Origin of the sequence: Roseovarius sp. SCSIO 43702 (assembly GCF_019599045.1) — a bacterium.
Classification (GTDB): domain Bacteria; phylum Pseudomonadota; class Alphaproteobacteria; order Rhodobacterales; family Rhodobacteraceae; genus Roseovarius.
Genome location: NZ_CP080623.1, coordinates 2088343 through 2106771, shown reverse-complemented (window position 1 = coordinate 2106771; position 18429 = coordinate 2088343). Strand labels below are relative to the sequence as shown.

Sequence of the window (18429 nt, the reverse complement as noted above, 5' to 3'; positions counted from 1 at the left end):
CGGGGGGTTAGTTGGGGATGATGCTTTGGCAGGCGTCAGACCGTTTATAGCACCGCCCGTTGCTTTCGGCAATTCCCGAGGTAACGAGCATGACAAAATCGAAACGGCAGGCCCGCCGGGCGTGGGCCGCCGCGCAGCGTAAACACATCAAGCGCGGCAAACTCTTTCGCGTCGAATTCCAGCACGATCCGGGTTGCGCGATCTACACGCGCGAGCGGATTTGCACCTGCGATCCGCACCGTGTCCTGAAAGACGACCGGGGCCGCACCTTGGCGCGCGTCGAGGGCGCAGGCGAATACGACCCGCTGGAACTGATGGGGGGCGCGGTATGAGACAGCTTCAAATCCGCTTCCTGATGCGCGTTCACGGCATGACCGAGGCGCAGGCATCCGCGCTTTGCGCGCTGATCTGGGGGGTTAGCTGATGAACATGCAGGACAGCTTCCCGACCATCGCCGACGCTGCGCTCGAATACGCGGCGCGCGGCTGGCATGTGTTTCCGGCACCGCCTGGAAAGAAGCAGTCATACGAAGGCGCAAAGGATCACGATGGCCGCCGCTGGGGCGCGACCAATGACCCCGATCTTGTCGCCGCGCTTTTCGCCAAGCATCCGCACGCGAATATCGGAATCGCCACACAGGAAAGCGGGCTTGTCGTTCTGGACCTTGACCGCAAGAACAACGTGGACGGCATCGGTTGGCTGCTGGAAAAGATCAAGGCGCATGGCGACCTGCCGCATACCATCGAGGCCACCAGCCCGAGCGGCGGCTGGCACGTCTATTTCCGGTATCCGGGGGACTTTGACCCGAAGACCTGCGAAGGCGAGATTGCGCCCGGCGTTGATGTGCGCGGGCATGGCGGGATGGTGCTGGCCGCGCCTTCGATCAAGCCCGGCTCGGACAATCCCTATCGCTGGAAGAACCCGCCCGGCCTTTTCGAGGTGGCCACCGCGCCGCAGTGGATCCTCGACCTTCTGCCGCGCCGCAAGAAGTTGTCGGAGCGCGCCGCGCCCGCCGCGCGTGTCCAGATCGACACCGGCGGCGCATCGGCATGGGCCGACAAGGCGTTGCAAGACGAACTCGCCAAGCTGCTGGCCGCGCCCGAGGGCAAGCGCAATGGCGCGCTGAATAGCGCCGCCTTCAATCTGGCGCAGATCGTGGCAGGGGGCGGGCTGGCCGAAGATACCGTCAAGGCGCGGCTGAGCGCCGCCGGAGCGGGCATCGGGCTGGAACCGGGGGAGATTGTCGCGACCATCGACAGCGGCTTTCAGGCGGGCTCGCAGACGCCGCGAGGGCCGAAAGAGCGGACCACCGGAGCGCGCGCGGCAACAGCCGATGGACAGCCCCGCCCGAACACGCCCGACGAACTCGACCTGAGCCACGACGCGCTTGCGACCGATTTGGGCGCGCGCAGTTTCGACCGGGACGCGCGGCACGTTGCCACCTGGGGCAAGTGGTTGTTTTGGGAAGGCACGCGCTGGCAGATCGACGACCGCCTGGAGCACCTGACCCGCACCCGCACCTATCTACGCGACCGGGCCGAGGATTTGACAGGATGGGCCGAACGCAAGGCCGCTGCGCTCGACGACAAGGAAGCTGACAAGCTGCGCGCCTGGGGCAAGGATCAATCGCGGTGGCTGCGCAACAAGATCACGGTTGCCAGCGTCGAAAGTCTCGCCAGATCGAACCCGGCGAGCGTGGCACGCGCCGACGCCTTCGACGAAAACCGCCTGCTGCTGGGCACGCCGGGCGGCACGGTGGATCTGCGCACCGGGCACCTGCGCACCGCCGACCGGCGCGACATGATCACCAAGGCGACCGCCTGCGCGCCCGCCGCGCCCGGATCGAGGCCGGAACGCTGGCTGACCTTCCTGCACGAGATATTCGACGACGACGCCGACCTGGTGGCGTTCATGCAGCGGGCGGCGGGCTATGCGCTGACCGGGCTGACCACCGAACACAAGTTGCTGTTTCTCTACGGCACGGGCCGCAACGGCAAATCGGTTTTCCTGAACACCCTGACCCATATCTGGGCCGATTACGCCCGGCGCGCGGCGGCTGAAACCTTCCTCAACAGCGCGGTTGAAAAGCATTCCACCGGGCTTGCCGGGTTGCAGGGCGCGCGGTTGGTGGCGGGCAGCGAATTGCCGGTGGGCAAGACCTGGGATGAAAGCACGATCAAGGATTTGACCGGCGGCGACCGCATGACCGCCCGCTTCATGCGCGGCGACTTCTTCGACTTCGACCCGCAACTGACGCTGATGATTGCCGGGAACAATCAGCCGTCTTTCAGAGGCGTTGATGAAGCGATCCGCGCCCGCGTGGTGCTGGTGCCGTTCCTTGTCACCATCCCGCCCGAGCGGCGCGACAAGAGCCTGCCCGACAAGCTGATGGCCGAGGGGCCGGAAATCCTGCGCTGGGCTATCGAGGGCGCGCTGCAATGGCAGGAGCGCGGCCTGGACGTGCCCGCCAAGGTGGCGGCGGCATCCACCGAATACATGGATGACGAAGACACGCTGGGGCAATTCCTGATCGACGAGACCGTGACCGATCCGGGTGGTTTCGTGACGACGACCGACTTGCACGACCGTTTCAAATTCTGGTGCGAACGGCAGGGGCTTCACGCCTGGACGCTCCACACGCTGCGCAAGGAATTGAAATCGCGCGGCTTTCAGGATCATCGCCGCCCGCATGGCCGGGGCTTCATAGGACTTAAAACCCGATGAATGACGCTTATGACGCTTCGCCCCTTATCCACCGTATACGCGCGCACGCGCGCACATGCGCGCGCGCATACGTCCGATATAGGGCGAAGCGTCATATCCGTCATATCGCCGCCCGCATGGCACGAAACCACCACCACAAAAGGAACCTGACATGACCACGGCAACCCGAGATGAAATCCGCGACCACCTTTTTCAAAAGCTGACCGAGACCGCCGAGAGCATCCGCCAAGGCGGGGCGATGACCGATCACCAGATCACCGTCGCCTTCCTGGCGGTGGGCGTGACGCTGGCGCAGCACATAGGCGGGCCGGTGGCTGCGGCGGAATGGCTGCGCGACATGGCCGATGAAGTCGAGCGCGGCGAAGCCTTGTGCGGCGGGCTGCAATGAGGTATCATCATACCGTGACCGGCGCATTGCACGACGCTGCGCCCGTCGCCCGAGACGCAAGCACGCGCGACGCTGCTTTCCGTTTCGCCCGGACCCGCCCGGAACCCGCACGCGAGACGCTGCGCACATATCCCAAAATCGAAATCGCCCCTCGGGGCATGACACGAGGTGTTCAAATGAAACACGCAAAATTCCGTGGGATTCAGTCCGTTCGCGCGCAAGGCGGCGACGTGGCATCCCTTCTTCAAGACCTCAACACCGACTGGCAGGCGTTCAAGGCGTCCAGCAAGGCCGAAATGGCCGATCTGCGCGCAGCGGCGGATGACGCCAACGCCCGGCTGGCGGCAATGTCCATCAGCGCGGCGGGGCCGACCCATTCGCGGGGCTTGTCGCCTTCGGCAGCATCGCAATTCACCGACTTCCTGCGCAATGGCACCATGAGCGACGGCATGAAGCCGCAGGCGTCCATGCAGACCGGATCGAGCCAGGACGGCGGGGCAAGCGTGCCGGGGCAAATCTCGCGCGTGATCCTCGACCAGATGCTTGATGTGAACCCGCTTCGCCGCCTTGCATCGGTCGAGACCGCGACCAGCGGCGACTTTTCCAAGATCGTCGGGCTTCGCGGGGCGTCGTCGGGCTGGGCCGCCGAAACGGACCCGCGCACCGTGACCCAGACCCCGGCAATGGGCGAAATCAAACCGCCCATGGGGGAACTGTTCTGCTATGCGGAGGCGACAACCTGGGTGCTGGAAGATTCGCAATTCGACCTTGAAACCTGGTTGAATGAGAATATCGCCAGCGAGTTTGCCTTGCAGGAAGCCGGGGCTTTCGTGAACGGCGACGGAGTGGACAAGCCCGAAGGCTTCCTGACCGCGCCGCAGGCCGCTACGGACGATGACACGCGCCCCTTCGGCACGTTGCAGACCGTTCCCGCGCAGGCAGCGGCGGCAATCGAGGTTGACGACCTGGTGAACCTCATGACGGCGCTGCGCACGCCCTACCGTGTCCGGGGGGAATGCGCATGGCTCATGAGCCGCACCACAGCAGCGGCGATCCGGCGGTTGAAGGACACTGACGGGCGCCCGCTTTGGATCGAGAGCCTTTCGGCAGATGCGCCGCCGACCCTGCTGGGCTATCCGGTGGCCGAGGCGGAGGAAATGCCGGGCATCGGGGCGAGCAACGTTTCCGTCGCCTTCGGCAACTGGTCGCGCGGTTATCTGATCGTTGACCGGACGGGAATGCGCACGCTGCGCGACCCCTACACCCGGCCCGGCTGGGTGCGGTTCTATGTGCATCACCGCGTCGGCGGGCATGTCATGGACAGCAACGCGATCAAGCTGCTGGAACATCCGGCGACTTGATCCAAGAGGGCCGGGGCATGACCCAGGCCTTCACCAGACAGGGCAGGTTGCGCCCGCTGCATCTTCCGCATTCGCGGCAAAGCAACCCGGCAAGTCGGAGAGTGTCGCAAAACCCCGACAGGCGCGGCCCGGTGTCCTTTATGGCCGGGCGCGGCGTCACCAGCGTCGAGGGGGAGGCGTTCGCGCCTTCCCCACCCCCGGCGGCAAAAGTCTACAGCGCCCATATCGGGACCGGCGGCCACACCTTGTTTCTTACGCCGTCACATCGAAGGAGGTTTTCGGGCAATGGCAAAACGAACACCGGATCACCTGAAAATCATCGCCGGAACCGCCCGGCCCGACCGGATGAACCCGGACGCACCGCCCGCGAATATCGGCACGGCGGAACCGTCCGAATGGCTGAGCGAACGCGCGGCGGAAATCTTCGCGCAGTTGTCGGCTACGCTTCTAGGCATGGGGATCGCATCGCCTGACGACCAGGCGGCGCTGGCGCTGTTGGCGAGCCGGTTGGAAGAAATCGAAATCTGCACGGCAGTTATCGAGGATGCGGGCCGCACCTACTGCACCACGGCGACCAGCGGCGACAAGCTGGTGCGCGCCCGGCCCGAGGTGGCGATGCGCAATGAGGCGATGCGCCATGCGCAAAGCCTGTTGTCGGAATTCGGATTGACCCCGGCAACGCGCGCGAAGGTGAGCGCGCGCAACCCTGCGGAAGAAAACCCTTTCGATGCTTTGGACTATTTCAGCTGACCGGCCACCTGCCGCCCGCCGCCCGCGCCGAGATGCGGCTGGCCGATGAATACGACGCCGCGCAGGAGCGGGGGGAGGTCGGGCAAAGCGGTTCGCGATCTGACCTCGTTGGGAATGGCAACGAGGTTCCCGCCACCGCCGCCGACCTTGGACTGCGCCGCGACGAAATCCACGAGGCGCGCAAGCTACGTGATGCGGCTGGAAACCCAAGGCGCGCGGCGACAGTGATAGGGGGCCGGTGAAACTCTGGCGGGCCCATGTGGGGACCGGCGGCCCAAGCCTACCTGCCATAAACCGCAACAATTTAGGTTTGACCCTGCACAAAAACGGGCGGAACCCGCGCGAACAATGGCGCGGGCCACGGAAGAGGCATCGCGGGCCGACCTGTTCCCCCAGCGTTCCCCAGAAGCCAATTGGGCCAAAGACCGCTTGATGCGGTTTAAGCTAACTTATTGCTTTCTTTGGGATTTTTGGCTCCGGCGGTAGGGATCGAACCTACGACCAATTGATTAACAGTCAACTGCTCTACCGCTGAGCTACGCCGGAATACCGGGGGCGGATATAGCAACAGGGTGGAGGGGCGTCCAGAGGGGGCGGGCATTTTTTTCGAGGTGCTGCACGCGATGGGTCAGGCGAGGCGGAAGCGGGCGGTTTCGGTGAGCGGGCCGGAGCAGGTGACGCGGGATTGCTCCGTGAGATCAACGAGATGCGCGAGCACATTGCGCGCGGCGGCAGGCAGGAGCGCAGGCGGTGTGTCGCCATAGAGACGCCGGGCAAGTTCCGCCGCGGTGGCCGGGGCGACGGCGAGGGCCTCGAGAACCTGTGCCTCGCGCGCGAGACGGTGGGAGATCAGCCAGTCGATCCGCTCCATCGCGTCGACGACCGGTGCCCCGTGACCGGGATGAAGCACGCGCGGCGCCCGTGCGCGAAGGCGTCGGCAGGAGGCCATGAAATCGCCTAGGTCGCCATCGGGCGGCGAGATGAGCGAGCTGGCCCAGCCCATCACCAGGTCGCCGGAAAAGACGTGATCGCCCCAGGCGAAACAGAGATGGTTGCCGAAATGGCCCGGTGTCCAGAGCGCGGTAAGCGACCAGCCGGCGCCGTCGATGCGCGCCTCGTCCTCGAGCGTGATGTCGGGGACGAACGCGCGATCGACACCTTCGCCACCGCCAGTTACCCCGGCGGCCGCAAGACGGGTCATCACCGCGCTTCGCCCCGCCGTCGCGTCACCATAGGCGAGGACAGGCGCGCCGGTGGCCTGCGCCAGCTCACGCGCGAGGGGCGAATGGTCGAGATGGGCGTGGGTCACGAGAATGTGGCTGACGCGCTGATCCGGGCCGATGGCGGCCAGGATCGCCTCGACGTGCCGCGGATCGGCGGGGCCGGGGTCGATCACGGCAAGATCCGTCTCGCCGAGGAGGTAGGTGTTCGTCCCGCGAAAGGTCATCGGCGAGGGATTCGGCGCGAGGATCCGGCGCAGCCCCGGGACGAGGGTCTCGGCCATTCCGGGGGGCGGGTCGAAGTCATCGGTCACGGGCGGTTTTCCTTTCGCTGTGCGCGGGCTGGCGATAGATGTAGCGCATGTCGTTCGCATGGCTCAAACGCTACATGCCGCGCAGCCTGTCGGGCCGGGCGCTGCTGATCCTGCTCTTGCCGGTGATCTCGGTGACGCTGGTCGTTTCGGTGGTGTCGGTGCAACGGCTCTTCGAGGGTGTGACGGCGCAGATGACCCGGGCGGCCACGCGCGAGATCCAGCTCGTGCTCGAAACCGGCGGGGCCGGGGAGGTCGCGGATCCGCTCGATATCGAGTTCGAGAGGGTGGCCACGGACGTTGTACCCGAGACCCATCAGCGGCGGTGGTACGATGTGACCGGCATCCTGGTCATCCGGCAGTTCGAGCGGGCGCTCCCCGAGCTCCTGGCCGTCGAGCTTCCCGACGACAGCCGGGTGCGGATGTATTTCGACCAACCCGGCGGGCCGGTCGCGCTGAGCTTCGACAGGCGCCGTGTTTCGGCGTCGAACCCGCACCAGCTTCTGGTCAACATGGTCGTGTTCGGTGCGATCATGACCTTCGTGGCCTATGTCTACCTGCGCAACCAGTTGCGGCCCATCACGCGGCTGGCGCGGGCGGCCGAGGCGTTCGGGCGCGGTCGCGTGGTCGACTATCGGCCGGGCGGCGCGACCGAGGTGCGCGCGGCGGGTAGTGCCTTTCTCGACATGCGCGCGCGGATCGAGCGGCAGATGGAGCAGCGGACCCTGATGCTCTCGGGGGTGAGCCATGACCTGCGCACGCCGCTGACGCGGCTGAAGCTCGGCCTCGAGATGATCGAGGACGAGGAGGCGCGCGACATGCTGCGCGACGTGCGCGACATGGAGCGGCTTCTCAACGAATTCCTCGATTTCGCGAGGGGTGCCGCGGGGGACGAGACGACGGGTGTTGCGCCCGTCCCGCTGATCCGGCGGATCGTGGACGACTGCGCGCGCGCGGGAATGGACGTCACGCTGGGCGAGGTCGAGGGCGACGAGGAGGTCGAGATCCCGCTCCGCGAAAGCGCGATCCGGCGCGCGGTGGAGAACCTCGTCTCGAACGCGGTTCGGTATGGCAGCCGCGCGGAAGTGTCGGTTGCCGTGCTGGAACGTAGCCTGCGGATCAGCGTGGAGGATGACGGCCCCGGCATCCCCCCCGAAAGCCGCGAGGAGGCGTTGAAGCCTTTCGCACGGCTCGATCCCGGGCGCGATCCGAACAAGGGCGGCGGCGTGGGTCTAGGCCTGTCGATCGCGATGGACGTGGCGCGGTCCCACGGGGGCGCGCTGCGCCTCGGGGAGAGCGCGCGACTGGGCGGGTTGCGGGCCGATATCGTCATCGCGCGCTGAGACGTGGCATGATTTCGCCTCGTGATCTTGGCCTGACCGGGATGGCGTCAAGATCAAGATGCCATCAATTGCCGCCCGCCAGCCGGTTGCGTGTCGGCGGGGCCTCGATGCGGTTCGAAACGTCGCGCGTGGCAAGGTGGGGCATTGCCATCCGCATACCGGCCCGGGCGTGGCCGGGCGGCCACCGGAAAAATTCGGACCCAGGGGTGAATTGGTGGTCATTTCGGCATTGACGGGGGCGCGGACCTCATTTAATCAGCCCCTCACGCGCGGTTGTAGCTCAGTTGGTTAGAGTACCGGCCTGTCACGCCGGGGGTCGCGGGTTCGAGCCCCGTCAACCGCGCCATTTTCTTCCTCTCACTGCCCGATCATGGTCGCCAGCCACCGCCCTTGGTGCGGTTGGGGGTCAGTGCGTCCGGCCAGCCGAAGAATGCCTCATAGGCGAAGAGGGCGAGGCAGAGCATGATGATGACGAAGACGAATTTCACGCGCGCGGGGCTCGGCGGGTTCTGTGCCCATCGCTTCATCCTGAACAGCCAGCGTTGATTCACAGTCTCCGCCCCTTGAATTCCGTCTGCCCATCAAGGACAACGACCGGGACATGTCCCTAGCCGATACTGACACATGACCACCCATTCCGAAACCCGCCGGGTGCCTCACGCGGCCGATCAGATGTACGATCTCGTCGCCGATGTCGGCTCCTACCCGGAATTCCTGCCCTGGACAGCGGCGGCGCGGGTGAAGTCGGTGGAGCCGCAGGGGGACGGATCGAAAATCATGACCGCGGATCTCGTCGTGTCGTTCAAGGTCTTTCGTGAGCGATTCACGAGTCGCGTCACGCTTTGGCCCGAGGCCAGGAAGATCGATACCGAGTACCTGGACGGGCCTTTCAAATACCTCGTCTCCAACTGGTCCTTTCATCCGCGCGATGACGGTTGCGAGGTGTCGTTCCACGTGGATTTCGAGTTTCGGAACCGGATTCTTCAGAAGGCCGCGGGACTTTTCTTTTACGAAGCGATGCAAAGGATCGTTCGGGCCTTCGAGGCGCGGGCGGATGAGCTCTATGGACAAAACGGTCACTGACATCCTGGACGCAGCCCGGGCGCGGCCCGAGGAGGCCGACATCACCGTGATGCGGCTTTCGCTTCTCGATTGGCTGGCGGTGGCGTTGGCCGGTCGCGGCGAACCCGTGGCGCGGATCACGCGCGAGATGGTAATCGAGGAAGGCGGCGAGGGACAGGCGACGCTCGTCGGGGGCGGACGGGTACCGCCGCGCGCCGCGGCGCTCGTCAATGGGGCGACGTCGCATGCGCTCGACTACGACGATACGCATTTTGCCCATATCGGCCACCCGTCGGTCGCCGTGATCCCCGCCGCGCTGGCGCTTGCCGAACGGGAAGGGCGGACGAGACAGGAGATGCTGGGGGCAGCCCTGGCCGGCTGTGAGGCGTCGATCCGGTTCGGCATTCTGTTCGGGCGCGGCCATTATCAGGCCGGGTTCCATCAGACCGCCACAGCCGGGGCCTTCGGCGCGACGGTGGCGGCCGCCCTCGTCCTGGGGCTCGACGAGGTTGAGACGGGGCATGCGCTCGGGCTTGCGGCGACACGCGCGGCGGGTCTCAAGGCGCAATTCGGCACGATGGGCAAACCCTACAATGCCGGTCTGGCGGCGACGACGGGTCTCGAATGTGCGGATCTCGCCGCGCGCGGCTTCGTATCGAACCCGGACGCCATCACCGGTCAATCGGGGTTTCTGGCGACACATCATGCAGATGGCCGGCCGGCCACGACGACTGGCTTCCTGATGCGCGATGTCAGCCACAAGTTCCACGCTTGCTGTCACGGTCTGCACGCCGCGCTCGAGGCCTTGGCAACACTTTTGCCCCTCGATGCCCACAAGGTCGAGCGGGTGCAGGTGACGACGCATCCGCGGTGGATGAACGTCTGCAACCAGAAGGCGCCCGAAACCGGCCTCGGGGCGAAGTTCAGCTATCGCGCCGTGATGGCGTTGCGGCTTCTGGGATACGAGACGGCGGCGCTCGCGACCTTCGAGGATGGCCCCGTGAACGAGGCGCCGGTCCGTGAACTCATGCAGCGGGTGGAGGTCGTCTTTGACGAGGGGATGAGCGAGACGCAATCGCGCGTGCGGGTGTCCGTCGAGGGCGAGATGCAAGAGGCGGAGCACGACCTGAGCGTGCCCATCGTTCCGGCCACGCGCGAGAAGCGGGTTCGCGAGAAAGCCGCGCTGCTTGTCGGCGACGCGGCGGCCGGCACCGCGTGGGACGTGATTTCGCATGACGGTCCGATCGAAGCGTTCAGCGCGCTTCTGACCTGCTGAGCGCCGTCTCGACAAGCGCGAGCGCGTGATCGCGGGCCAGTCTTCGCACGTCGCGCCGGCCTTGCGCGCCGAAATCACGTGTCTCGGTATGAATTCCGTGAACGCTCGACAAACCGAAGCAGACACGGCCCTCGGGTTTGTGCTCGGAACCGCCCGGGCCCGCGATGCCGGTTACAGCGATGGCGAAATCGGCCCCCGCCACCCGGCGCGCGCCCTCGGCCATTTCGCGCGCGACGTCCTCGGAGACGGCGCCGAAGGCCTCGAGGGTGCGTGGCGAAACACCCAGGAGGTCCGATTTCGCGGCGTTCGAATAGGTTATGAAGCCGCGTTCGAAAATGTTCGATGCACCCGGAACATCGGTGAGCGCGGCCGCGACCATGCCGCCGGTGCAGCTTTCGGCGGTCGTGATCGTGACGCCCGACGCAGTGGCCATCTTGACGATATGCGCGGCGGACGATGTCATGCGATCGCGTGCCAGAGCGCACCCAGCACCCCGGTGCAAAGGGCGGCGAAAAGCCCCGCGATCACATCGTCGAGCATGACGCCCGTCGCGCCGCCCCGCCGATCGGCCCAGCCCACGGGGCCGGGTTTCCAGATGTCGAAGAGGCGAAAAAGGACGAACGCGGCGATCCATCCGGGCCAGAGCGCAAGCCACGCGGCACCCGCATGAGCCGCGCCGACAGCCACGGGAAGAAGCGCGATCCACTGGCCGGCGACCTCGTCGATGACGATCTCGCCGGGGTCCTTGTCGGATTTGCCCTTCGTCTCTACCTGCGTGGCCCATATTCCTGACGCGATGGCAAGAAAGATGCCGATCAAGAGGAGGGGGAGGCCGCCCAGGACCAGCAGGAGCCAAGCCACCGGCAGAGCCGCCAGCGAGCCCCAGGTGCCCGGTGCCGGGCGCAAAAGCCCCACGCCGCCGAATGTCGCGATGAGATGGCTTGCCCTCATGGCGCGACCAGGCTCACGGTGGCGAGTGCGGCAATGCCTTCGCCTCGTCCGGTGAACCCCAATCGCTCGGACGTCGTCGCCTTGACCGAAACGCGGTCGAGCGAGAGGCCACAGATCCCGGCAAGCTTGGCGCGCATGGCCGAGGCGTGTGGTCCGATCTTGGGCTCTTCGCAGACGAGGGTGACGTCGAGATTGCCGATCTCGAACCCTCGCTCGTGGACGAGGGCAACCGCATGATCGAGGAAGATCCGGCTGTCGGCGCCCTTCCACTGCGGGTCGCTGGGTGGAAAATGCCGTCCGATGTCACCCTCCGCCAACGCGCCGTAGATCGCGTCGGTCAGGGCGTGCATCCCGACATCGGCGTCGGAATGCCCCTGGAGCGCGCGCGCGTGGGGAACGCTGACGCCGCAGAGCACCACGTGATCGCCCGGCCCGAAGCGATGGACGTCAAAGCCGTTACCGACACGGATCTGCATGGATCCTCCAAGGATGCGGGCGGCGCGCGCGATGTCGCCGGGATGGGTGATCTTGATATTGTCCTCTTCGCCCTCGACGACAGCGACGTCAAGCCCGGCGGCGCGTGCCACGGTCACGTCATCGGCGGCGTCATCGCTGTTGGCGCGATGAGCGGCGAGGATCGCGTCGTAGTGAAACCCCTGCGGCGTCTGGGCCCGCCAGAGACCGCTGCGATCTTCTGTGCCGGTCACGCGCCCGGCTGCCGCGCGCCAGAGCGCATCGGTGACGGGTTGCGCAGGTGCGGCGCCGGGGGCGTGGTCGAGCGCGGCCAGCACGCGCGAGATGAGCGCAGGGCTCGCGCAGGGCCGGGCGACATCGTGGATGAGCACGCGGGTAGTGCCGCTTCGCTCGAGCGCCTCGAGACCGGCCCGGACCGACGCGGCCCGTGTCGATCCGCCCGTCGAGACGATGAGATCGGGTAGATCGGGTGCAAGCGTCAGATCGTCGGGGTGGAGCACGAGGACCACGTGGGTGATGTCGGGATGATCGACGAAGCGCGCCACCGTGTGGTCGGCCACGCGGCGCGCGCCAAGGGCTTGCCATTGCTTCGGCACGGGGCCTCCGGCGCGGGTTCCCCGGCCTGCGGCCACGATCAACGCGGCGTTCGTCATGCCGATGTGATAGCGCGCTGTCGCTTTGCTGCGCAACTGGTGTCGTTTCTGCTTAAACTTTGGGCAGAAAGCCGGTATGACCCGCCGAGAAACGTGAAGTTTCTTGAGAAGAGACGGGTGGTCTCGAGTGTTGCATCCGATGCACAAGGAATAGGCGCTTGGTCAACTCCCTCAGCGATCTCGGTCTCGATCCGCCGGTCTTCCTCGCGCCGCTGGCGGGAATCACGGATTTGCCGTTCCGAAACCTGGTCTCGTCCTTCGGAGCGGGGCTCGTGGTGAGCGAGATGGTCGCCAGCCAAGAAATGGTCCAGGCCAAGCCCGGCGTGCGCGAACGGGCTGAGTTGGGATTCGGCATCGAGAACACCGCCGTGCAGCTTGCAGGGCGCGAGGCGCGGTGGATGGCCGAGGCCGCGCGCATGGTCGAGGCCAACGGGGCACGCATCATCGACATCAACATGGGCTGTCCGGCAAAGAAGGTGACGAGTGGAGGTGGCACGGGGGCGAGCGGTTCGGCGCTGATGAAGGACCTCGATCACGCGGCCAGCCTGATCGAGGCGGTTGTGGGCGCGGTTGACGTGCCGGTGACGCTCAAGACGCGGCTTGGATGGGATCATGACCGCCTCAATGCTCCGGAACTGGCCCGGCGGGCCGAGGCGGCGGGGGTGCGCATGATCACGATCCACGGGCGCACGCGTTGTCAATTCTACAAGGGTCGGGCCGACTGGTCGGCGATCCGGGCGGTTCGCGAGGCCGTGCGCATCCCGGTGGTCGCGAATGGTGACGTGGTGGATATCGCGACGGCGGGAGAGGCCTTGAGACGGTCCGGCGCATCCGGCGTGATGATCGGGCGCGGTGCGCAGGGCCGGCCCTGGCTGCTGGCCGAGATCGCCTCGGCGCTGGCCGGCGCGCCCGCGCCGATGAGGCCGGTGGGCGCGCGCTTCGTGGACATGGTCGCGGGCCATTACGAAGCGATGCTCGGGTTCTACGGGAAAGCCCTCGGAACACGCGTCGCGCGCAAGCACCTGGGTTGGTACATGGATGTCGCGGACACCGACGCGGGGCTGCGCCGCCTTGTCCTGACGGCCCCTTCGCCGAACGAGGTCTTGGCACGTCTGCCTGATGCGCTCGGGCTGCGCGCGGAGATCGCCGCGTGAACCCCGGGGACGCATCGCTCTGGGCCGCGATCCCCTCGCCGGTCCTGGTGATTGACGCCGATGACCGGGTGTGCGCGGCGAATCCGGCCGCGGAAATGTTCTTCAACATCTCCGCGCGCAGCCTGTCCGGCAGGCCGCTTTGGGATGTCCTGCGTCTGGACCATCCGCCCCGTGCCGCCGTGGCACGGGCTCGGGTCCAGAAAGCGACGCTCGTTCTCAACGATGCCGAGATCGCTGCGGGTCAGCGGGAGACGGTTCCCGCCACCATTCAGATCGCGCCGCACGACCAGGAGGGAGCGGGCCATATGCTTGTCTTCGTGGTGCCCCACGAGGGCGCGGGGCGGAGTGGATCGGTCCGCACGATCCGGTCCCATGCGAGATCGGCAATCGGAATGGCCGAGATGCTGGCGCATGAGATCAAGAACCCCCTGGCGGGGATCACCGGCGCGGCGCAATTGCTCGCCATGTCGCTGGGGCCGGAGGATCGCGAACTGACCGATCTCATCGTCGAGGAAAGCCGCCGCGTGGCCGCGCTGTTGGAGCAGGTCGAGCAGTTCGGCGATGTGCGCATGGTGATACCCGAAGCCGTCAACCTGCACGACGTGCTCGAACGCGCGAAGCAATCCGCGCGGCTCGGGGTTGCGGGTGCGATGCGGTTCGTGAACGACTACGATCCGTCGCTTCCCGCCGCGGCCGGGAGCGCGGACCAGCTCATCCAGGTGATTCTCAACCTCGTGAAGAATGCCGCCGAAGCGGCCGGTCCCGGGGGAGGCACGATCACGCTTCGGAGTTACTATGACGGCGGGATGCGCGTGCGGGGCGCCGACGGCACGCCCGTCGCCGCGCCCCTCCAGATCGAGGTCGAGGATGACGGGCCGGGCCTGCCCGACGACATCGTGGAAGATGCGTTCGATCCCTTCGTTTCCGGGCGCGAGAACGGCACCGGGCTTGGCCTTGCGCTCGTGGCCAAGATCGTCGCGGCGCATGGCGGGATGATTGGAGTCGAAACCCGTCCGGGCCGTACCGTCTTTCGCATGTCACTCCGCGCGGCCGCGCGCGATCGCGTGGAGGCCGCCTGATGGACGGAACCGTTCTCGTGGCCGATGACGACCGGACCATCCGCACCGTCCTCACGCAGGCATTGACGCGCGCAGGGTGCAAGGTTCATGCCACCTCGTCGCTGACCACGCTTCTGCGGTGGGTCGAGGAGGGCCGGGGCGACGCGGTCATATCGGACGTGGTCATGCCGGATGGCAACGGCCTGGAAATGATTCCGCGTATCGCTCAGGTGCGACCCGGCCTTCCGGTGATCGTGATCTCGGCGCAGAACACCATCATGACGGCGATCCGCGCGAACGAGGCGGAGGCGTTCGACTATCTCCCCAAGCCCTTCGATCTTCCCGATCTGATGAAACGGACGGCAGCGGCCCTCGGCACGTCGCGGGGGCGGGGCACGTCGAAGGACACGCTGCCCGAACGGCCCGACGACCTTCCGCTTGTCGGGCGCACGCCGGTCATGCAGAAACTTTATCATTCCGTCGCCCGCGTGCTGAACACGGAGCTTCCCGTGCTGATACGGGGCGAGACGGGAACGGGCAAAACGCTTCTCGCGCGGGCGATCCACGATCTTTCCGAAAGACGCGGCGAGGCGTTCGTCATGCTGGGTGCCGCCGATCTGAACGATGTCGCCGTGCTTTCGTCGAAGGCGAGGGGAGGCACGATCCTTCTCGATGGAGTGGAACGGTTCGATGCGGAGGCGCAGCATCGCGCGCTGCGGCTCATCGAGGCGGTGGAAGGCACGCGTATCCTCGCCACGCTGCAGGCAAGCGATCACGCCGATCTCGGTGACGATCTCTATTTCCGGCTGGCCGGGGCGATCATCGACATGCCGCCTCTGCGGGACCGAAGCGAAGATATCGACGCGCTTGCGGAACACGTGCTCAGAACGGCCGGTTGCGCGGCGCGGCGGCTCGAGCCGGATGCGACCGAGCTTCTGCGGCGGTATGGCTGGCCCGGTAACGTGCGGCAATTGGAGAACCTGTTGCGTCATGCCGCGCTCGATGGGCGTGGCGAAATGCTGCGGCGGGCGGATATCGAGCCGTTCCTGAGTGTGCAACCCGACGCCCCGGCAGGGACCACGGCGGAGGGCGAGACCCTTTCCGATTCGGTTGCCCGGCATCTTGGCCGGTATTTCGAGATGCATGGCGCGCTGCTCCCGCCGGCCGGACTTTACCCGCGAATTTTGCGGGAGGTGGAGCTTCCCCTGATCGAGATCGCGCTGGAGGCAACGGGCGGAAATCAGGCCAAATGCGCCGAGTTGCTTGGCATCAACCGCAATACCCTGCGCAAGAAGATCACCGACCTTGATATTCGCGTGACACGCCGCCGGAAATTGATGTAAAAGGGCAACAGGCCTGTGGCGAAAAGGGAGCAGTCGCGCGCCGCGCCACCATATCTGGTGTGTGCAGGTGCGATAGCCGCGAGGTGAGGGGGAGTGCAGGTGGCCGTCAAGACACGCAAGCCCAGTTGGGACAGGATCGTCCGCCTGCGCCGCATTCAGCGTGTGCAGACCTTGGCAACCGTGGGGCTTTTCACGCTCGGGCCGGTGCTGGCACTCATGACCTACCTGGTGATGGGCCCGCTCGACCAGGGGGCGTCGTCGAGCGTGCTTCGGATCGTGCTGCTCACCGACCTCATCTACGTGATCATCGTGGCGGCGCTCGTCCTGCAACGGGTTGCGCGTATGGTGGCCGCGCGGCGACGCCATTCCGCCGGATCGCGGCTGCACCTGCGGCTGACGGGCGTCTTCGCGATCATGGCGCTCATTCCCACGGTCACGGTGGCGGTCTTCGCCACGCTCAGCGTCAACATGGGCCTCGAGGCATGGTTTTCGGACCGCGTGGGCCGGGTGGTGAGCAGTTCGGTGGCCGCGGCCCAGGCCTACGAGGAGGAGCACCGCCGCGACCTCATCACCGATGCGCGCGCGCTGGCCTCGATCCTGAACGCGACGAAACGGGCGACCGTGTTTCTCGACGACGGAGATATCCGCAAGGTCCTGTCCGATGGTCAGCGTGGAATACAGCGTGGCCTGCGCGAGGCGTTCGTCGTCGATGGCACCGGTGCGATCCGGGCGCGGGGCGAGAATTCCTATCTCTTCGATTTCGAGCGACCGACCCAGGAACAGATCGAGGCGGCGCAGGAGGAGGGCGTCATCGTCATCCAGGATTGGGACAACAATGAATTCCGGGCCCTGATGCCTCTTGTCACGATCCCTGACCGTTATCTGTACGTCAGTCGGAACGTGGACGGCGAGATCCTCAACCTGCTCGACGAAACGCAGGAGACCGCCAGTTTCTATCGCCAGCGCGAGAGCGAGCGGGGGCGCGTGCTTTTCGAGTTCGGCCTCGTCTACGTGGGCTTCGCGGTGATCCTCATCCTTGCGGCGATATGGCTTGGCATGTGGTTCGCCGAGAGACTGTCGCGCCCGGTCGGGCGGCTTGCCAGTGCGGCGCAGCGGGTGGGCAACGGCGATCTGGATGTGCAGGTACGCGAAGAGGATGGTGATGACGAGATCGCCATGATGGGGCGGTATTTCAACCAGATGACCCGCCAGTTGAAGCGTCAGCGCAACGATCTGCTCAACCGCTCGGAGCAGATCGAGCGGCGTCGGCGGCTTTTCGATTCGGTTCTGGGATCGGTATCGTCGGGGGTCGTCGGTCTTGATGCGAAGGGACGCGTCACATTCGTGAACCGTGCGGCCGAGCGGCTTCTGGACTGGCAGCAGGACCGGCAGAGCGTGCCCATCTCCCTCGCCGTGCCCGAATTCGCCGAACTTTTCGAGCGCCTGCGCGAAAGCCGAAGCGGTTTCCTGCAGGAGGAAATCCGCGTGAGCCGAAGCGGGGCGCAGGAGAACTTGCTTGTCCGCATGTCGGAACGTGTCAACGAGGAGGGCAGGCGAGAGGGCTACGTGGTGGCCTTCGACGACGTGACGGACCTCGTCAGTGCGCAGCGGATGGCGGCCTGGGGCGACGTGGCGCGGCGCATCGCACACGAGATCAAGAACCCGCTCACGCCGATCAAGCTCAGCGCCGAACGCACGCGGAGGAAATTCTCGAAGCTGCTCGATGCCGAGAATGCCGAGGCGCTGACCCAGATGACCGACGTAATCGTCCGCAAGACCGACGATCTGCGCCGCATCGTGGACGAGTTCTCGAAATTCGCCCGCATGCCCGAGCCGGAACGACGGCAGGAAAGCCTGACGCAATTGCTGCGCGAGGCCGCGATGTTGCAGGAGGCGGGACAGCCTGATGTCAGGTTCGAGGTCGATCTGGCCGAGGACGACATGCGCGCCGATCTCGACGCGACGATGATCAGCCAGGCCTTGACGAACCTGATCAAGAACGCGGGCGAAGCCATTGAAACCCGAAAGGAAAAGCTCGGGGAAGATTTCGAGCCGATCATCCGCATCGAAAGCACGATCGAGGACGGGTGTGCCCGCATCACGATCTCGGATAACGGCATCGGCCTGCCCGAGGATCGCGCCCGGCTTTTCGAGCCTTACGTGACGACGCGCGACGAGGGTACTGGGCTCGGCCTGCCCATCGTGAAGAAAATTATCGAGGAGCACGGCGGCACGCTCGTGCTCGAGGATGCGCCGGCCTTCGGCTCCGACACGCATCAGGGCGCGATGGCAATCATCACGCTCGATCTTGTCGGCCGGCCGATGGTCACGCAGCCGGAGAAAGAAGCGGTTTGAGGGAGC

General features: G+C 66.0%; 18 protein-coding genes and 2 tRNA genes. 13 read left to right on the top strand and 7 right to left on the bottom strand.

What is annotated here, in order from left to right:
• The first annotated feature begins 89 nt into the window (after window positions 1-89).
• The 5 genes from K1T73_RS10385 (at window position 90) to K1T73_RS10365 (ending at window position 5223) form a co-directional block, all read left to right on the top strand.
• On the top strand, window positions 90-332 hold the full coding sequence (locus K1T73_RS10385; RefSeq protein ID WP_220600641.1) for a hypothetical protein: 243 nt from the start codon (window positions 90-92) through the stop codon (window positions 330-332).
• A 91-nt stretch (window positions 333-423) separates the two neighbouring features.
• Window positions 424-2724, top strand: a complete 2301-nt coding sequence (locus K1T73_RS10380; protein WP_220600640.1) for a phage/plasmid primase, P4 family — start codon at window positions 424-426, stop codon at window positions 2722-2724.
• 151 nt (window positions 2725-2875) lie between these two features.
• Entirely contained in the window at window positions 2876-3112 is a 237-nt protein-coding gene (locus K1T73_RS10375) for a hypothetical protein (protein WP_220600639.1), read from the top strand.
• Between the two features lie 14 nt (window positions 3113-3126).
• Entirely contained in the window at window positions 3127-4473 is a 1347-nt protein-coding gene (locus K1T73_RS10370) for a phage major capsid protein (protein ID WP_220600638.1), read from the top strand.
• A gap of 285 nt (window positions 4474-4758) precedes the next feature.
• Window positions 4759-5223, top strand: a complete 465-nt coding sequence (locus tag K1T73_RS10365) for a P27 family phage terminase small subunit (RefSeq protein WP_220600637.1) — start codon at window positions 4759-4761, stop codon at window positions 5221-5223.
• On the opposite strand, the gene K1T73_RS10360 is transcribed toward K1T73_RS10365, so the two are convergent.
• The 3 genes from K1T73_RS10360 to K1T73_RS10350 all read right to left on the bottom strand — a co-directional run bounded on the left by K1T73_RS10360 (window position 5211) and on the right by K1T73_RS10350 (window position 6727).
• Window positions 5211-5396 (bottom strand): hypothetical protein, encoded by a 186-nt coding sequence (locus tag K1T73_RS10360; protein ID WP_220600636.1) that lies wholly within the window; start codon window positions 5394-5396, stop codon window positions 5211-5213. The genes K1T73_RS10365 and K1T73_RS10360 overlap by 13 nt on opposite strands.
• Before the next feature lie 298 nt (window positions 5397-5694).
• Window positions 5695-5769: transfer RNA gene (locus K1T73_RS10355), tRNA-Asn, on the bottom strand.
• A gap of 82 nt (window positions 5770-5851) precedes the next feature.
• Complete coding sequence (locus tag K1T73_RS10350) at window positions 5852-6727, bottom strand: MBL fold metallo-hydrolase (RefSeq protein ID WP_259400531.1); 876 nt, start codon at window positions 6725-6727, stop codon at window positions 5852-5854.
• Between the two features lie 77 nt (window positions 6728-6804).
• On the opposite strand from K1T73_RS10350, the gene K1T73_RS10345 reads away from it, so the two are divergent.
• Complete coding sequence (locus K1T73_RS10345; protein ID WP_220600634.1) at window positions 6805-8097, top strand: ATP-binding protein; 1293 nt, start codon at window positions 6805-6807, stop codon at window positions 8095-8097.
• A gap of 269 nt (window positions 8098-8366) precedes the next feature.
• Window positions 8367-8443: transfer RNA gene (locus tag K1T73_RS10340), tRNA-Asp, on the top strand.
• Between the two features lie 22 nt (window positions 8444-8465).
• Here K1T73_RS10340 and K1T73_RS10335 read toward each other — a convergent pair.
• Window positions 8466-8624, bottom strand: coding sequence for a hypothetical protein (locus K1T73_RS10335; RefSeq protein WP_310794386.1), 159 nt, complete (start codon window positions 8622-8624; stop codon window positions 8466-8468).
• Window positions 8625-8721: 97 nt separating this feature from the next.
• On the opposite strand from K1T73_RS10335, the gene K1T73_RS10330 reads away from it, so the two are divergent.
• Both K1T73_RS10330 and K1T73_RS10325 read left to right on the top strand, forming a co-directional pair.
• Window positions 8722-9180: a type II toxin-antitoxin system RatA family toxin gene (locus K1T73_RS10330; protein ID WP_220600632.1), complete on the top strand. Its 459-nt coding sequence runs from the start codon at window positions 8722-8724 to the stop codon at window positions 9178-9180.
• Window positions 9161-10435: an MmgE/PrpD family protein gene (locus K1T73_RS10325; RefSeq protein ID WP_220600631.1), complete on the top strand. Its 1275-nt coding sequence runs from the start codon at window positions 9161-9163 to the stop codon at window positions 10433-10435. The genes K1T73_RS10330 and K1T73_RS10325 overlap by 20 nt, the downstream gene beginning before the upstream one ends.
• On the opposite strand, the gene K1T73_RS10320 is transcribed toward K1T73_RS10325, so the two are convergent.
• Genes K1T73_RS10320 through K1T73_RS10310 form a run of 3 tightly spaced genes read right to left on the bottom strand, consistent with a single transcriptional unit; the run spans window position 10413 to window position 12513 of the window.
• Window positions 10413-10898: a CinA family protein gene (locus K1T73_RS10320; RefSeq protein ID WP_220600630.1), complete on the bottom strand. Its 486-nt coding sequence runs from the start codon at window positions 10896-10898 to the stop codon at window positions 10413-10415. The genes K1T73_RS10325 and K1T73_RS10320 overlap by 23 nt on opposite strands.
• The gene (locus K1T73_RS10315) at window positions 10895-11386 is read right to left on the bottom strand and encodes a phosphatidylglycerophosphatase A (RefSeq protein ID WP_220600629.1); all 492 of its coding nucleotides are present in this window, start codon (window positions 11384-11386) and stop codon (window positions 10895-10897) included. Before K1T73_RS10315 ends, K1T73_RS10320 begins: the two co-directional genes overlap by 4 nt.
• A complete protein-coding gene (locus tag K1T73_RS10310) occupies window positions 11383-12513 on the bottom strand; it encodes a bifunctional 2-C-methyl-D-erythritol 4-phosphate cytidylyltransferase/2-C-methyl-D-erythritol 2,4-cyclodiphosphate synthase (protein WP_220603699.1) in 1131 nt (376 codons plus the stop codon). Before K1T73_RS10310 ends, K1T73_RS10315 begins: the two co-directional genes overlap by 4 nt.
• Window positions 12514-12671: 158 nt before the next feature.
• On the opposite strand from K1T73_RS10310, the gene dusB reads away from it, so the two are divergent.
• The 4 genes from dusB (at window position 12672) to K1T73_RS10290 (ending at window position 18423) form a co-directional block, all read left to right on the top strand.
• A complete protein-coding gene (gene dusB / locus K1T73_RS10305) occupies window positions 12672-13667 on the top strand; it encodes a tRNA dihydrouridine synthase DusB (RefSeq protein ID WP_220600628.1) in 996 nt (331 codons plus the stop codon).
• A complete protein-coding gene (locus K1T73_RS10300; RefSeq protein WP_259400216.1) occupies window positions 13664-14746 on the top strand; it encodes a nitrogen regulation protein NR(II) in 1083 nt (360 codons plus the stop codon). The genes dusB and K1T73_RS10300 overlap by 4 nt, the downstream gene beginning before the upstream one ends.
• Entirely contained in the window at window positions 14746-16068 is a 1323-nt protein-coding gene (locus K1T73_RS10295; protein WP_220600627.1) for a response regulator, read from the top strand. The genes K1T73_RS10300 and K1T73_RS10295 overlap by 1 nt, the downstream gene beginning before the upstream one ends.
• A gap of 93 nt (window positions 16069-16161) precedes the next feature.
• Window positions 16162-18423, top strand: coding sequence for a PAS domain-containing sensor histidine kinase (locus K1T73_RS10290; protein ID WP_259400215.1), 2262 nt, complete (start codon window positions 16162-16164; stop codon window positions 18421-18423).
• Window positions 18424-18429 lie beyond the last annotated feature (6 nt).

Bases quoted from the DNA above. Each gene is read 5' to 3' on its own strand.
- K1T73_RS10335 (WP_310794386.1), bottom strand. From the start codon at position 8,624: ATGAAGCGATGGGCACAGAACCCGCCGAGCCCCGCGCGCGTGAAATTC.
- K1T73_RS10350 (WP_259400531.1), bottom strand. From the start codon at position 6,727: ATGGCCGAGACCCTCGTCCCGGGGCTGCGCCGGATCCTCGCGCCGAAT.
- K1T73_RS10320 (WP_220600630.1), bottom strand. From the start codon at position 10,898: ATGACATCGTCCGCCGCGCATATCGTCAAGATGGCCACTGCGTCGGGC.
- K1T73_RS10365 (WP_220600637.1), top strand. From the start codon at position 4,759: ATGGCAAAACGAACACCGGATCACCTGAAAATCATCGCCGGAACCGCC.
- K1T73_RS10295 (WP_220600627.1), top strand. From the start codon at position 14,746: ATGGACGGAACCGTTCTCGTGGCCGATGACGACCGGACCATCCGCACC.
- K1T73_RS10310 (WP_220603699.1), bottom strand. From the start codon at position 12,513: ATGACGAACGCCGCGTTGATCGTGGCCGCAGGCCGGGGAACCCGCGCC.
- K1T73_RS10325 (WP_220600631.1), top strand. From the start codon at position 9,161: ATGGACAAAACGGTCACTGACATCCTGGACGCAGCCCGGGCGCGGCCC.
- K1T73_RS10315 (WP_220600629.1), bottom strand. From the start codon at position 11,386: ATGAGGGCAAGCCATCTCATCGCGACATTCGGCGGCGTGGGGCTTTTG.
- K1T73_RS10330 (WP_220600632.1), top strand. From the start codon at position 8,722: ATGACCACCCATTCCGAAACCCGCCGGGTGCCTCACGCGGCCGATCAG.
- K1T73_RS10385 (WP_220600641.1), top strand. From the start codon at position 90: ATGACAAAATCGAAACGGCAGGCCCGCCGGGCGTGGGCCGCCGCGCAG.
- K1T73_RS10380 (WP_220600640.1), top strand. From the start codon at position 424: ATGAACATGCAGGACAGCTTCCCGACCATCGCCGACGCTGCGCTCGAA.
- K1T73_RS10375 (WP_220600639.1), top strand. From the start codon at position 2,876: ATGACCACGGCAACCCGAGATGAAATCCGCGACCACCTTTTTCAAAAG.
- K1T73_RS10345 (WP_220600634.1), top strand. From the start codon at position 6,805: ATGTCGTTCGCATGGCTCAAACGCTACATGCCGCGCAGCCTGTCGGGC.